The organism is Maribacter litoralis, from assembly GCF_003075045.1.
GTDB classification, from domain to species: Bacteria; Bacteroidota; Bacteroidia; order Flavobacteriales; family Flavobacteriaceae; genus Maribacter; species Maribacter litoralis.
Genome location: NZ_QCZD01000001.1, coordinates 1,246,966 through 1,261,099 on the forward strand (window position 1 = coordinate 1,246,966; position 14,134 = coordinate 1,261,099).

Below are 14,134 nucleotides of genomic sequence, written 5' to 3' on the forward strand. Positions count from 1 at the left end.
AGGAAGCGGTCTAGGTTTTTGATTAAAATTCGCTAGGCCTACAAATTCTTTCTAATTTTGAAAAAAAGTTATCTATGTTAGGCTTAAAACTACCTACCGATCCTCGATGGGTCAATATTGTAGAAAAGAATATTGACGAAATATTAACCGATCATGCATATTGTGAGCAAAAAGCCGCAAGCACGGCTATTTCACTCATTGTTTCTTTCCCTGAGTATACTGAACTCGTAGAAGAAATGATAGCTTTATCTAGAGAAGAAATGGGGCATTTTAAAATGGTTCATGACCTTATTAAAAAAAGAGGGAATTCTTTAGGAAGAGACCGTAAAGACGATTATGTTATTGAACTGATTAAATTTTTTCCAAAAGGAGGAAGTAGAACTACCCAGTTAGTACATAGATTACTATATGCAGCACTTATTGAAGCACGTAGTTGTGAGCGTTTTAGATTACTATCTGAAGAATTGGAAGACAAAAAACTAGCCGACTTTTACCATAAATTAATGATCAGTGAAGCTGGGCACTACACTATGTTCTTAAAGTTTGCCCGTAAGTACGGTGAAGTTGACGAAGTGAACAAAAAATGGAACAGTCTTTTAGAATATGAAGCCCAAATCATGAAAGATTTAGGCAATAAAGAAAGCATACACGGTTAATGCCCGAGTTTATTTGACTTCTGAATAATACAAATCTTTTATAATTCCATCTGATAGCCCGATCTTAGGAACATGAATTTTTTTAGCCCCGCTCCATTTTGCGGCAGATAAGAATATTTTAGTTGCAGGAATAATAACATCTGCCCTATCTGGATTAAGCCCTAGCTCAGATATTCTGTCATCATAACTTAAGCTATCTAAAAAATGATACTGCGCGTTCAGCCAAATATAAGATAAAGGTTCACCTTCTTTTCTTCCGGAAAGTTTATGTAGCTTATTGATATTACCCCCAGATCCAATTATGGACAATTTAGGCTTGTCCTTTAAATTGAACTTAATCCATTCTTCTAATTTTTTCCAAGTTTCTGGTTTTACCATATCGTTCAATAATCTTACAGTACCTAGCTTAAACGATTTGGACACTTGTATTTTACCATTAGAAAATAACGTAAACTCAGTACTACCACCACCAACATCTATATATAAATAGCATTGGTCATCTTTAATCAAGTTTTTTAAATCTGTTGAGGCAATTATGGCAGCTTCTTGTTTACCATCTATTAAGTCTATTTTAACCCCAGACTCCTTAATTATCTTTTCAATTATCTCATTTCCGTTATTAGCTTCCCTCATTGCAGAAGTAGCACAGGCTCTGTACTTTTCAACTCCCGCTACATCCATTAAAAGCTTAAAGGCTTTCATTGTCTTTATCAACCTTGCTTCATTTACTTCAGATATTTCCCCAACAGTAAATGCATCTTCGCCTAATCTAACAGGAACCCTTACTAAAGCACTTTTTCTAAATTGGGTTTTTTTACCCTTATCTTCAATAACATTATGTGTAAGCAATCTAATAGCATTGGAGCCAATATCAATTGCCGCAAATTTTCTTACTTTCAAAAAATATACTTTTTATGATTCTTGTTTTTTTGCATAGTAGTCATAAGTAGCAAACTGGGATCTTATCTTAGGTAAAGATGATTTACGGTATGCATTATCTTGCCTTTCATTAAAAACACGAGCTTTCATATTGTCTTTCCAACAGATATCAAAAGTATCCATTAATTCCTTTTTTATATCCTCATCATAAATGGGGCAACCTACTTCTACCCTATAATCTAGGTTCCTTGTCATCCAATCTGCCGATGATATATACATTTTTGTATCACCTCCATTTGCAAAGGCGAAGAAACGTGTATGTTCTAAAAACTTATCAATAACACTTATAGCTTCTATGTTTTCACTCATACCCTCAACTCCTGGTATTAAGCAACATATACCTCTTATGATCAACTGGATCTTTACCCCTGCTCTACTTGCCTCGTACAGTTTATCTACCATTTTATATGAGGTAAAACTGTTCATCTTTATTTTGATAAATGCCTCTTTGCCCAATTTGGCATTTGCAATCTCATTATCAATTAATTTCATGAATGCATTTTTGGTATAATGCGGAGAGACTATAAGATGCTTATATTTATTTATCTTATATGTTGTCTCGAAGAAATCAAAAACCTTGTTCAATTCTTTCAGTATTGAATCATCTGCAGTAAACAAGGTAAAATCTGTATAAATTCTTGCGGTAGATTCATTAAAGTTACCCGTACTTACAAAACCATAGCGCTTTAGCGCTCCGTTTTCCTCGCGCTCTATCAAACATATTTTACTATGTACTTTTAAGCCAGGAACACCAAATATTAATTTAACCCCTTCTGATTGCAACTGCTCTGCATATTCAATATTCGCTTGCTCATCAAAACGAGCCTGAAGCTCTATTTGAACAGTTACTTGCTTTCCATTTTTCACAGCATTGATTAAAGATGCTGCAATCTGAGAATTACTTGCCAACCTGTAGACGGTAATCTTAATAGTACGAACTTTAGGATCTAACGCCGCTTCGCGCAAAAACTTCAACACATAGGTAAAGGTATGATACGGTGTATATTGCAAATAATCTTTCTTAGCAATACTCTCTAAAATACTGCCTTCTACACTAAGTCCCTTCACCGGCAACGGGGTAATCTTATCATATAAAAGATCATTTCTACCTAAACTAGGGAAGCCCATATAATCTCTACGGTTATGATACCTACCACCAGGTATTACACTATCGGTATCTTCAATATTCATCTTCTCTTTTAGAAAGGTCAAAGTGTCTCTACCTATACTTTTATCGTAAACGAAACGAACTGGATCACTAATTTTTCTATGTTCTACACTCGAAGATATTTTCTCGATAAAACTTTTACTTAGATCATTATCAATATCTAGCTCTGCATCTCTGGTAATTTTTATCATGTGAGCAGAAATAGATTCATACTCGAACATGGTAAAAATATTCCCTAGGCAGTATCTAATTAAATCATCGAGTATAATGATGTAACTTTTTTCACCTTCTTTTGGTAGTTCTATAAACCTATCTATTCCTTTAGGAATTTCAATTAAGGCGTACCTTTTCTCTTTTCTACTATCGTCACTCTTAATGACCATTTTTACTGCCAAATATGCTGCAGTATCTTTTAGAGTAGGAAAACGAGTAAGATCATTAAGAATAATGGTCATTAATTGCGGACTCACCTCTTTTAAAAAGTAGGCTTTTACAAAATTCTTTTGGTTTTCGTTTAATTCCGTTTCCTTAATTATGAATATATTCTCACCTTCTAGCTCGTGTTCTATTCTTCTAAGAATAGTTAAACTTTTGGTTTGCTGTTCAATTACAATGTTGGTAATCTCTTCTAAAAGATCCTTTGCTTTTTCACCTCCCAGTACACTTTTGCCTGTTTTACCAGCTTCTACAATGCGTTTAACGGTTGCATAACGCACTTTAAAAAATTCATCTAAATTATTGGAGAAAATACCTAAAAAACGAAGTCTTTCAATTAACGGCACATTCTTATCGGCGCTTTCCTGAAGCACACGTTCGTTGAACCATAACCAACTTATTTCTCTATTTACGTACTGGTTGTTATTTTTTATCATGCTTTTAATTGCTTCGGAAATATGGTTTGTATTGTTGAGCCTTGAGAAATGTTAGCCCATGTATTTTCTTTAAACTGTAAGTGAACAAAACCGCTTGTAGGCACGTTATCTATATGCTTATCACCCAAGGAGTTCGATAAATAGGTAAAGGTGTGATTGTGCCCAAAAATGAGCACATTTTCAAAGGTGTCGTCTAAATTCTTTATAAACTCAAATACCTGATCACCTGAAAAATCATATAACTTAGAATCTATACTACAATTTTCTAGAGGATATTCTATAGTTCTTACACAAATCATACAGGTATGAAAGGCCCTGTTAGCAGGACTCGTATAGACCTTATCTATTTTAATGTTTTGACGGGCAATTTCCATAGCCACCAAATGAGCATCAGAAATACCCCGTTGTAATAATGCCCTATCTTGATCGCTGACATTTAGCTCCCAAGAGGATTTTCCGTGACGCATTAAAAATAGATTTTTCATTTTATAGTATTAAGGGGCCAATCGTTCCATTTTCCATTCATATTCATCTGTAAGGGTATACCTAATGCGATCATGTAATCTATTAGGTCTGCCTTGCCAAAACTCCATAGAAACCGGTCTTACCAAATAGCCTCCCCAATGCTTTGGTCTTTCTATTTCTTTATCGGAATATTCCTTTTCCAACCTTGCCAAGTTATCTTCTAAAACTGCTCTAGAATCAATTACAGTACTTTGTTCAGACACCACAGCACCTAATTTACTACCTTCTGGTCTAGACTCAAAATAACCATCCGAAAGGTTCTCGGGCAATTTTTCGGCTACACCTTTTATGATTACCTGGCGTTCTAAATTTGCCCAAAAAAAGGATAGACATAGATTTGGGTTTTCACTGATAGCTTTACCCTTTTCACTATTATAGTTAGTGTAAAAAATAAAACCTTCATGCGTATATTTCTTAAGCAGTACTACCCTGCTCTTAGGAAAACCATCTAAACCTACCGTAGATACTGTCATAGCATTAGGCTCATCTACTCCGTCAGAGTTTTCCACCTCATAAAACCACGTTTGAAAGAGCTGAATAGGATTGTCAGATATACTGTCTTCCATCAACGCACTTTTCTCGTAAGATTTTCTATAATCCCCTAAATCTTTTTGCATCATTTTCGTGTTAAAAACAAGATAAACAAAGTTCTAAAAAGAAAGGAAAATAAACGGTATAAAAACGGATTAAAAGGTTTAAAAATCGAAAGTCTTGCCATCATCGGCAAGAAGTACATTTGGAAAAACCGTTGACGCTTCTTCTTTAAAAAGTTCTATAGATTTATAACGGGTAGAATAATGACCTAACACTAAGGTTTTTACGTTGGCATCCTTCGCTACTTGTGCCGCTTGTTTTGCGGTAGCATGCTTCGTTTTTGCCGCTAAATGCGCTTCTGAATCTAAAAAAGTAGATTCATGATATAAAACATCTACTTCTTTAACCTTATCTGCCAAGCTTTCATCGTAAATGGTATCACTGCAAAAGGCATATGATTTTGGTTTAGGTGGGTCATATGTAAGTTCTTTATTAGACACTATACTACCATTGTCTAACGTTATATCCCTTCCATTTTTTATATTGTTATAATAAGCCTTATCAATACCATACTTTTCAACAGCAGCAACATTCAGCTTTCGTTTACCAAGCTTTTCCTTAAACAAATAACCGTTGGTATATACTCTATGATCTAAGGGAATTGTGCTTACGCTTATTTTATCATCCTCAAAAATAAGCTCTGTTTCTTTGCTGGTAAGCTCATGAAACAGCAAAGGATAATTGGTCCATGAATCTCCAAGCTTTAAAAGTAAGGTAATAGCCTCCTTAATACCTTTTGGTCCGTATACATGCAATTCTTTATCCCTACCTAACAAACGCATTGTAGAAATAAAGCCCGGTAGGCCAAAAAAATGGTCTCCATGAAGATGGGAAATAAAAATATGATTAATTCGAGAAAATTTAATTTTATGCCGCCTAAGTTCCACTTGCGTACCTTCTCCACAATCTATTAAAATAACATGATTATTTATCTCAAGAACTTGTGAAGTTGGGTTGGTAAGGGTTCTTGGTGTTGCCGCATAACAACCCAATACAGTGAGGTGCATAAAAAATACTTAATTATTCATATTCGTTCAATGGATATATTTAAATACCCAAATCGCGTTCTATTTCTTCCATTTCAACAATGTCCCTAGCTTCTTGAAGCGTAGGCACTAAATTGATCTCTTCTGGTACATCATCATAAGACACCTTATCTGATACTAAAACGAACGACTGTTCATTCTTTTTATGCATTCTAGCTATTTCTAAAAACGAAATAACGTTATAAGGCGTCAACTTAGTGAAGCTCAATAAGTCTAACACCAAATTATCGTTCTTTAATTTTGCATATTCCTTTTGCAAATTCTCCAAAAAACGCTCAATAGAAATTTCTTCTTGAGAAACAATAATCAACGATTCTTCTTTTGTAAAAATCATATCATTTAATTTTAGATGCTAACAAATAAATTACCGCCATACGAATGGCAACTCCATTTTCTACCTGATTCAAAATAATTGATTGTTTTGAATCGGCAACATCACTTGTAATTTCAACTCCCCTATTTATTGGTCCGGGGTGCATAATTACAATTTCTTTATCCAAACTATCAAGTAGTTTTTTATTCACTCCAAATTGTTGAGTGTATTCTCTGGTGGTCGGAAAATATGATATATCTAACCTTTCGTTTTGTATACGCAACATGTTTGCTACATCGCACCATTCCAGCGCCTTTCTCAAATCTGTTTCTACGCCAACCCCTAAAGATTCTATAAATTTAGGCAACAAGGTCTTAGGGCCACACACTTTTACATTTGCTCCCTGTAGCTTTAATGCAAATATGTTTGAAAGTGCCACCCTTGAGTGAAGAATATCACCTACAATAACTACATTTTTACCAGCAACATCACCAAGTTTTTCTCGTATAGAATAAGAATCCAGTAATGCCTGTGTAGGATGCTCATGCGCACCATCTCCAGCATTGACAATAGATGCATTTACATGCTTGGATAAAAATATGCCCGCTCCAGGATTAGGATGCCTCAAAACTACCATATCTACTTTCATAGATAAGATATTATTAACGGTATCAATTAAAGTTTCCCCTTTCTTTACCGATGATTGGCTGGCAGAAAAGTTTAATACATCTGCAGATAAACGTTTTTCTGCCAATTCAAAAGACAATTTTGTTCTTGTACTGTTTTCGAAAAATATATTGGCAATCGTAATATCTCTAAGTGAAGGAACCTTTTTAATTGATCGGTTGATCACTTCCTTAAAATGATCGGCAGTTTCAAAAATAAGCTGAATATCGGTTTCCTTTAGGTATTTTATTCCCAGTAAGTGTTTAACACTCAGTTCGCTCATTTTCTTATCTATTTACTAAATATATAATATCTTCCCCATCATTTTCTTCCCACATCACCTTTACTTTCTCATCGTTTATGGCATCGACCTGACGACCTCTATAATTCGGTTGTATTGGCAAATGTCTACTAAACCTACGGTCTATTAAACATAAAAGCTCTACATCTTTAGGTCTTCCAAAAGATTGCAAGGCGGTTAATGCGGCATTTATACTTCTACCTGTATACAAAACATCATCTATTAAGACGACGTTCTTATCTTCTACTAAAAAATCAATTTTTGTTTTGGTAGCCTCCAAGGTCTTTTCTCCCCTTCTAAAATCATCACGATAAAAAGTAATGTCCAAAAAACCGAGGTCTATCTGCTTTACTTTATACTCCTCTTTTAATATTTTGTTTAGTCGTTCGGCAAGGAATTTACCCCTAGGCTGTATACCTATTAAAACGGTGTTTTCAAAACTTAAATGATTTTCAAGCAATTGACAAGCCAATCTATGCAGGATGATATGTATTTCTTTGGAAGAGAGTAAAACTTTTTGACTCATAATGGGCACCCGTGCTTTTAGCTTAACAAAAATAGAGAATTCTATCTAAACTTTGATAGCTTAAATTAGATTGGAAGATCAAAAAAATAAAATTACGTCTTTGTGTGTATTATCTATAAGCCTAAAATAGAAAAGAAAGCTTCTTTATGGCTTTCACCTATGGGTATTCGCATATCGTTGATAACAATTCTATTACGTTGTACCGTTTTAATATAATTTACATTGACCACGTAAGATTTATGAACCCTAAGAAATTGGTTAGAAGGTAATTTACTCATGATTTCCTTAAAGCTCATAAGGGTCAAAATAGTCTTATTTGTATTGGCTATATGGATTTTCAAATAATCTTTTAAGCCTTGTACATATTCAATTTGGTCTAAATCTATCTTAATACTTTCGTACTCGGCCTTTACAAAAATGAACTTTTTTTCAACTGTACTATCACCGGTAGAGGAGAAAACGTTTGCTTCCATAATAGTTTTTTGCTTTTTAGATATTAGATCTTGTACTCTTGACACAGATTTTATAAAACGGTGATATGGTATTGGCTTTACCAAATAATCTACCGCATTCAACTCAAAACCATCTACTGCATATTGCGAATAAGCGGTAGTGAATATGAACAATGGTCTATTATCTAAAGTTCCCATAAAATCGATACCGTTAATTTGGGGCATTTCGATATCACAAAAAATTAAATCGATTTTCTTCTCTTTTATTTCTGTAATCGCATCAAGCGGATTGGTATACGTATTAACCAAGTCTAAAAAATCTAGCTTTTCACAGTAACCAGAAAGAATTTCAATGGCTAATGGCTCGTCATCTATTATTATACATTTCATAAGCTAGAATGTTTTTGGTAAATGGTTAATGATACTTCGTAATCTTTACCGTCATTTTCGACTTCAAGTTTATGAAGACCAGGATAGATCAATTTTAATTGATTTCTAATATTTTCAAGGCCTATACCTGAGTTTTTGGTAGGCTCCCTAAAAATTCCAATCTTATTCTTTACGTTTAAATAGATAGAGGTATCGGTAATGGTCAAGGTTATTTTAACATAGGTTTTACCTTTATAGTCCGTACCATATTTAAAGGCATTTTCTATAAATGAAATAAACATTAAAGGAGGTACCGCCCTACCTCTATCTTCCCCTGTTATTTTTAAAGATACGTTTTCACTATCAGATAATCGTAACCGCTGTAATTGAATATAACTTTTTATATAATCGATTTCTTTATTTAAGGGTACCAAATCTTTATCTGCCTCATAAATCATATATCTCATTAGCTCAGACAAGTCGACTATAGCTTCAGAAGTATCTGGAGATTTTTTTACAGATAAGGCATAAATAGTATTTAGGGAATTAAATAAAAAATGTGGATTCAATTGGGCTTTTAAGAACTGCAACTCAGACTTAATATTCTCTTTTTCAACCGATAAACGTAAGTTCTCATTACGTTTCCACTCTACATACATTCTTAAAATAGCACTTATTACATATGGTATTCCTAAATTTAAAAACAACTTATAATAAGGCATAATCATAAAGCCCCTTGGTCGTATTCGGTTAAAGAAAAAATTATTAGGAAATTTTGGCTCATAAAAGTGGTTGATCAATAACACTGAAATTGCCAATAAACCCAAGGAAACCAATATGTAAAAAAGAACACTTTTTTTCAGTAAATACTCAGGTACCAAATAAAAATAATTGATATAAAAAAGTATAATGATTACAATGACTTTAGGGAATACATCAGACGGTATTGGTCTTGCATCGTTTAAAACAGGGTAAAATGTGAGTCCGTACAGCAATATCCATATACTAATATGAACAACAATTTGAACCCTGTTTTTAATAATCAATTGCATAAAGAAACTATTGACCTTCCACGGCAGAAATATTCAATTCTGCCAAATCTGATGGTAATAAAATTGGTGATTTTCCATTTTCCAATTTCGACAGTACCAAGTTTGCTGTTTTTTGAGCTTGCTTTTCAGTTGTAAACTTTTGTTTACCTGGCAATCCGGGAATGTACTCTTGTAAAATTATAATCCGTTCTCCTTTTATTATTTGATAGCCATATCCATCATTTAAATCTACCACCTGGCTATGAAATAATTTATTTTCATTGGCTACAGGTTGATTGTAAATTGAATAGCCTAACCCAAGTACCAAAAATAGCACAATTACAAGCGAGTATTTTACAGTAGCACTCATAAATATATGTTTAAAAATGGGTCAACCTTTACAGATTGACCAAAAAAAATTAACAATTACACTCACATTGAAAATTAATCTTCATCATCATACTCATCCAAAGGAAAGAACTCATCTAAATCATCTAAGTATAAAGTACCTGTTCTCCCCATACCGATAAATACTCGGCTACCATTTGAAAAAGCAATGGCGTCTTGTCTTGTTGCTCCTTCAAAAGAAGTTTTTTGTTCCCATTCATCTGAAGCTGGATCATACTCCCAAACTGTATTGGTAGCACCACCTAACTCTCCGGTCGCTATATAACCGTAACCGTTTAACGTAAATCCAACAGCGTTACTTCTTGCAATTGAATAATCATCCTCTTCATCAAGATCCAATTTAGAAGTCCAACTTTCTGTAGTAGGGTCAAATACCCAAAAATCATCTAAGTAGACACCATTTGACACTCCAGTACCTAAATACACCAAACCATCAATGGTAAATGTAGTTGCCGATCTTCTTTTGTTTCCACCAAAACCAACTAATTCTGTCCAAGTATCGGTTGTAGGATCATATTTATAGAAATCTTTTCTATCGTTTTCACCATCGTAGCCAGTACCTACATATCCAAATCCGTTTACACCAAACCCAACAGCACTTCTTCTTGCAGTGGGCAACGCAGCAATCTCCGTCCATGTATTTGAAGCTACATCATAACTATAAAAATCGGTCAGTTCATCAACACCATCATAACCAGAACCAATATACCCCGTACCATCTATTTCAAAACCTACGGCCGCATTTCTTGCCGTCCCTGGAAAATCCGCTTTTTGAGACCAATAATCTCCTTCTATATCATATGCCCAAAACGAAGCTAGGTAATCATCACCATCATAACCAACACCCATGTAACCAACATTATCTATTGTAAAACCAGATACACTACTTCTAGGGCTGCCATCAAAAACAGATTTATCTACCCAGTTACCTAAATCGTCATCGTCATCATCACTTGAACAACTTGTAATTACCATAGCCAACAGTGCCATACCAGTAATTTTGTACATATACGATTTTCTTTTATTCATTACGTTTTTGTTTTAAGGTTCTTTCTTTAAAAGATCAAATCTACTAGAGACCCTAACGTTCTAAAAAACACAATAGATTAAGATTGGTTTTTAACATACCAAAACCCAGTTTTTATCTACGAACGCGAACATTTCATTAATAGTTCAAATAACAGCATTCATCCCTTAACATTACCGATTCGTCTATTCAGGTTTTTACAACCGTACTTGCTATTTAGTTTTGATGAAAATTAAATTTTAAATGAAGGTGTTCTTAAACAAACTACGTGCGCTACACATCATAATGATTGGTGGTTTATTGACGATAGTTGCTAATTCTTGCAGCGATGAAGTTTACAATGATTCTGATTTTGTAGCAGGTGAAACTTTTACAGACAGTAATATTAGACTTATACTGATTGACACACTAACAGTCAGTACCTCTACAATGAAATTTGATAGTTTAGCCACATCCGAATCTACTAGAATACTTACAGGAAAATATATCGATGATGTTTTTGGCACAGTGACAACATCTAGCTACATGCAATTTTTACCAGATTCGTATACCATTGATTCTGAAGCGGTGTTCGACAGTCTTGTTATGGTATTGGGTTATGACCAATATTATTACAATGACACCTTGCAGAAAAACACTATACACATTAAAAAAATCACTGAGAATTTAAGACCGGATAGTGATGACTACTTCTACAATACCAGCAGTATAAGTTATGACGAAGAGGACTTAGGTTTTTACGAGTATAACCCAAGACCATTGGCAGGAGATTCTATAACCATTAAATTGATCGATGATTTTGGTTCAGAGGTTTTCTCTAAACTACAGGAAAAAGATATAGTAAACTCTGATGAATACCGAGACTATTTTAAAGGGATCGGACTTTTGCCTGATGAAACCGATAATGGTTCTATCATCGGTTTTTCGAAATCTTCCGAAAACACGTACATGCGACTTTATTATAGTACAGATACTGAATTTGAATTTGAACAAGAGTATATAGACATACAAATAGATGCAACTACCACTCCAATTCCATTTTTTAACAGCATTACCGCAGAAAACCCAATAACACCGTTACAAACATTAACCGATAGTAAGGTAAACTTGGCAAGCTCTGAATCTAATAATCAAAGTTATATTCATTCTGGTGTCGGTATAGCCATGCGGGTACAATTTCCAAGCATAACCAGTCTATATGACATACCTGGTAGCGGCACCATTTTAGACGGCATTTTAAAAATTAAACCGGTTGCACAATCTTATAACGACAACCTTAAATTGAGAGACACACTCGCAGTATATGTAGTGGACCAAAACAATGATTTGACCGAAACATTGACTTCTACTTCATATGCAATACTTAACAGAGACAATCAAGAATTCAATGACATCTATTACGAAATATCCTTGTCTTATTATTTAGAAGAACTTTATCTAAAAGACAGAGATCTTGATGATGCTTTAATCTTACTTCCCGTAGATTATAATTCTACTGTAGATCGATTTATTATGAGCGGAAACGGAAATGGGGAAAACGAAACAATTTTAGAATTAACATACGGTATTTACGATGAAGATTAACCAAATTATATATCTTACCATAGGAACATTATTTGCCATACAGCAAACTTCAGCACAGTCTGAAGCCCTTACCAGTTCTCCATATTCACTATACGGATTAGGGGTGATCAACCAAACCAGTATCGGAAAATTCAATAGTTTGGGCTATAGTGGCATTGGTATAAAATCACCTTACGAACTCAACAACTTAAACCCAGCCAATTACGCATTAATTCCACAAAACTCTTTTCTATATGATATTGGGGTAACAGGTGAATTCAATAACTATAGCAATACTTCGGACACAGAAGGAAAGTCTAACGTCAATTTTTCTAATATCGCATTCGGATTTAGAATTGCAGAAAATTTGGGAGCAGGTATCACTATGGTACCTTATAGTGATGTTGGATATTCGCTACTTGGAGTAAGTAGCAACATAGAGGGATCAACGGACACTTTTGAAAGTAATGTAACTGGCTTGGGCGGACTAAATGACATTAGACTTAATGTTGGTTATGCACTTACCCCAAAACTTAGATTAGGATTAAGTGCTTCGTTCTTATTCGGTAATATTGAAGAGACCGAATCGTTCATTTATAGCGCTTCTGCTTTCGAATCTGTAGAAAAAACGAATTATAGTGGTGCCAGACTAGGTTTTGGTTTACAATACGATGTTAATGACAAAATCACCATTGGTAGTACAGTGCAATTACCCACTAGTTTAAGTGGTAACTTAAAACGATCGGTAGATAAGTCATTATCCGGAATTGAAATTTCTGTAGAGGACGACACTTCTGACACTGTATCTGACTTTAAATTACCTCTAGAGCTCGGTTTTGGTATGAGCATTAAACCTATTGAAGAATTAACCTTTAGTGCAGATTATAAAAAGAACTTTTGGACGGACACCGATCAGTCTGAAAATATAGGAAGTTATGAAGACCAAGATATATACGCTTTTGGTCTAGAATATATTCAAGACCCAACTAGTTACAAATACGGTCAAAGAATAGCCTATAGATTAGGGTACAACTATGACAATGGTTATTTAGCCATAAGTGATGAAAAAATTGAAGGTTACAATTTTACTGCCGGTATTGGTATACCTACAAGTAGAGGAACACATTCTATGATCAACCTTTCATATAGCTATGGTTCTAAAGGACTTTTACAAAACGTTTTGGTCAAAGAAAACTACCACTTGCTCACTTTAAATCTAAGCTTAGAAGATATTTGGTTCGTGAAGAAAAAGGTGTATTAAAGTAAAACAGCATATTTATTACTCTTTTATTATTACAATCTCCACTAGTAATTCATTTATGTTAGAACCCTAATAGGAACCGACTGAATGAAAAACTAAAAAAGCCCAGATGAATAATCTGGGCTTTTACTTTTAATCTCTTTTTATAGAAGGTGAAAACCAATGAATTCATCACTTTCTAATACCTTGACCACTTCGCCTTTTCAGAAGTTTCGACCTCAGATATATAAAAGTAAAACAAACGATTCTATGACGATTATTTTCCTTTAAAACCCATCATCAAAGAAGTATGTTACCAAGATAATAATACCATATTGACGTGAATTTGCTTGTTATGTTTAATGTAAACCAATAACAAACAAAAAGCCCGGATATAAAATCCGGGCTTTTACCAATAATCCTTTTGCAAGGATGTAT

15 protein-coding genes are annotated in these 14,134 nt (G+C 34.2%); 3 read left to right on the forward strand and 12 right to left on the reverse strand.

Going from position 1 to position 14,134, the window contains the following annotated elements:
- Positions 1–74: 74 nt before the first annotated feature.
- Entirely contained in the window at positions 75–656 is a 582-nt protein-coding gene (locus DCS95_RS05630; RefSeq protein ID WP_116769806.1) for a MiaE family protein, read from the forward strand.
- A 9-nt stretch (positions 657–665) separates the two neighbouring features.
- Here DCS95_RS05630 and DCS95_RS05635 read toward each other — a convergent pair whose 3' ends face one another.
- From DCS95_RS05635 to DCS95_RS05690, 12 genes are all read right to left on the reverse strand, one after another.
- A complete protein-coding gene (locus DCS95_RS05635) occupies positions 666–1,556 on the reverse strand; it encodes a Ppx/GppA phosphatase family protein (RefSeq protein WP_116769807.1) in 891 nt (296 codons plus the stop codon).
- A gap of 12 nt (positions 1,557–1,568) precedes the next feature.
- Positions 1,569–3,635: a polyphosphate kinase 1 gene (gene ppk1, locus DCS95_RS05640; protein WP_116769808.1), complete on the reverse strand. Its 2,067-nt coding sequence runs from the start codon at positions 3,633–3,635 to the stop codon at positions 1,569–1,571.
- On the reverse strand, positions 3,632–4,120 hold the full coding sequence (locus DCS95_RS05645) for a SixA phosphatase family protein (RefSeq protein WP_116769809.1): 489 nt from the start codon (positions 4,118–4,120) through the stop codon (positions 3,632–3,634). Before DCS95_RS05645 ends, ppk1 begins: the two co-directional genes overlap by 4 nt.
- Before the next feature lie 9 nt (positions 4,121–4,129).
- Complete coding sequence (pdxH, locus tag DCS95_RS05650; protein WP_116770173.1) at positions 4,130–4,777, reverse strand: pyridoxamine 5'-phosphate oxidase; 648 nt, start codon at positions 4,775–4,777, stop codon at positions 4,130–4,132.
- Positions 4,778–4,855: 78 nt separating this feature from the next.
- On the reverse strand, positions 4,856–5,761 hold the full coding sequence (locus tag DCS95_RS05655) for a ribonuclease Z (protein ID WP_116769810.1): 906 nt from the start codon (positions 5,759–5,761) through the stop codon (positions 4,856–4,858).
- 40 nt (positions 5,762–5,801) lie between these two features.
- On the reverse strand, positions 5,802–6,134 hold the full coding sequence (locus DCS95_RS05660; protein ID WP_116769811.1) for a ribonuclease Z: 333 nt from the start codon (positions 6,132–6,134) through the stop codon (positions 5,802–5,804).
- 1 nt (position 6,135) lies between these two features.
- Positions 6,136–7,062 carry an aspartate carbamoyltransferase catalytic subunit gene (locus tag DCS95_RS05665; protein WP_116769812.1) on the reverse strand — a complete coding sequence of 309 codons (927 nt, stop codon included), beginning with the start codon at positions 7,060–7,062 and terminating at the stop codon, positions 6,136–6,138.
- Positions 7,063–7,066: 4 nt separating this feature from the next.
- A complete protein-coding gene (gene pyrR / locus DCS95_RS05670; RefSeq protein WP_116769813.1) occupies positions 7,067–7,606 on the reverse strand; it encodes a bifunctional pyr operon transcriptional regulator/uracil phosphoribosyltransferase PyrR in 540 nt (179 codons plus the stop codon).
- A 113-nt stretch (positions 7,607–7,719) separates the two neighbouring features.
- Positions 7,720–8,448, reverse strand: coding sequence for a LytR/AlgR family response regulator transcription factor (locus tag DCS95_RS05675; protein ID WP_116769814.1), 729 nt, complete (start codon positions 8,446–8,448; stop codon positions 7,720–7,722).
- Positions 8,445–9,479, reverse strand: coding sequence for a sensor histidine kinase (locus DCS95_RS05680; protein WP_244178394.1), 1,035 nt, complete (start codon positions 9,477–9,479; stop codon positions 8,445–8,447). Before DCS95_RS05680 ends, DCS95_RS05675 begins: the two co-directional genes overlap by 4 nt.
- Before the next feature lie 7 nt (positions 9,480–9,486).
- Positions 9,487–9,828: a DUF4907 domain-containing protein gene (locus DCS95_RS05685; RefSeq protein WP_116769815.1), complete on the reverse strand. Its 342-nt coding sequence runs from the start codon at positions 9,826–9,828 to the stop codon at positions 9,487–9,489.
- 74 nt (positions 9,829–9,902) lie between these two features.
- A complete protein-coding gene (locus tag DCS95_RS05690; RefSeq protein ID WP_116769816.1) occupies positions 9,903–10,895 on the reverse strand; it encodes a Kelch repeat-containing protein in 993 nt (330 codons plus the stop codon).
- Between the two features lie 241 nt (positions 10,896–11,136).
- Between DCS95_RS05690 and DCS95_RS05695 the strand changes: the two genes are divergently transcribed.
- Positions 11,137–12,477, forward strand: a complete 1,341-nt coding sequence (locus DCS95_RS05695) for a DUF4270 family protein (RefSeq protein ID WP_244178395.1) — start codon at positions 11,137–11,139, stop codon at positions 12,475–12,477.
- A complete protein-coding gene (gene bamG / locus DCS95_RS05700; RefSeq protein ID WP_116769817.1) occupies positions 12,467–13,717 on the forward strand; it encodes a BamG family beta-barrel-assembly machinery protein in 1,251 nt (416 codons plus the stop codon). Before DCS95_RS05695 ends, bamG begins: the two co-directional genes overlap by 11 nt.
- Positions 13,718–14,134: the final 417 nt, after the last annotated feature.

Bases quoted from the DNA above. Each gene is read 5' to 3' on its own strand.
- DCS95_RS05630 (WP_116769806.1), top strand. From the start codon at position 75: ATGTTAGGCTTAAAACTACCTACCGATCCTCGATGGGTCAATATTGTA.
- ppk1 (WP_116769808.1), bottom strand. From the start codon at position 3,635: ATGATAAAAAATAACAACCAGTACGTAAATAGAGAAATAAGTTGGTTA.
- DCS95_RS05645 (WP_116769809.1), bottom strand. From the start codon at position 4,120: ATGAAAAATCTATTTTTAATGCGTCACGGAAAATCCTCTTGGGAGCTA.
- pdxH (WP_116770173.1), bottom strand. From the start codon at position 4,777: ATGCAAAAAGATTTAGGGGATTATAGAAAATCTTACGAGAAAAGTGCG.
- DCS95_RS05655 (WP_116769810.1), bottom strand. From the start codon at position 5,761: ATGCACCTCACTGTATTGGGTTGTTATGCGGCAACACCAAGAACCCTT.
- DCS95_RS05660 (WP_116769811.1), bottom strand. From the start codon at position 6,134: ATGATTTTTACAAAAGAAGAATCGTTGATTATTGTTTCTCAAGAAGAA.
- DCS95_RS05665 (WP_116769812.1), bottom strand. From the start codon at position 7,062: ATGAGCGAACTGAGTGTTAAACACTTACTGGGAATAAAATACCTAAAG.
- pyrR (WP_116769813.1), bottom strand. From the start codon at position 7,606: ATGAGTCAAAAAGTTTTACTCTCTTCCAAAGAAATACATATCATCCTG.
- DCS95_RS05675 (WP_116769814.1), bottom strand. From the start codon at position 8,448: ATGAAATGTATAATAATAGATGACGAGCCATTAGCCATTGAAATTCTT.
- DCS95_RS05680 (WP_244178394.1), bottom strand. From the start codon at position 9,479: ATGCAATTGATTATTAAAAACAGGGTTCAAATTGTTGTTCATATTAGT.
- DCS95_RS05685 (WP_116769815.1), bottom strand. From the start codon at position 9,828: ATGAGTGCTACTGTAAAATACTCGCTTGTAATTGTGCTATTTTTGGTA.
- DCS95_RS05690 (WP_116769816.1), bottom strand. From the start codon at position 10,895: ATGAATAAAAGAAAATCGTATATGTACAAAATTACTGGTATGGCACTG.
- DCS95_RS05695 (WP_244178395.1), top strand. From the start codon at position 11,137: ATGAAGGTGTTCTTAAACAAACTACGTGCGCTACACATCATAATGATT.
- bamG (WP_116769817.1), top strand. From the start codon at position 12,467: ATGAAGATTAACCAAATTATATATCTTACCATAGGAACATTATTTGCC.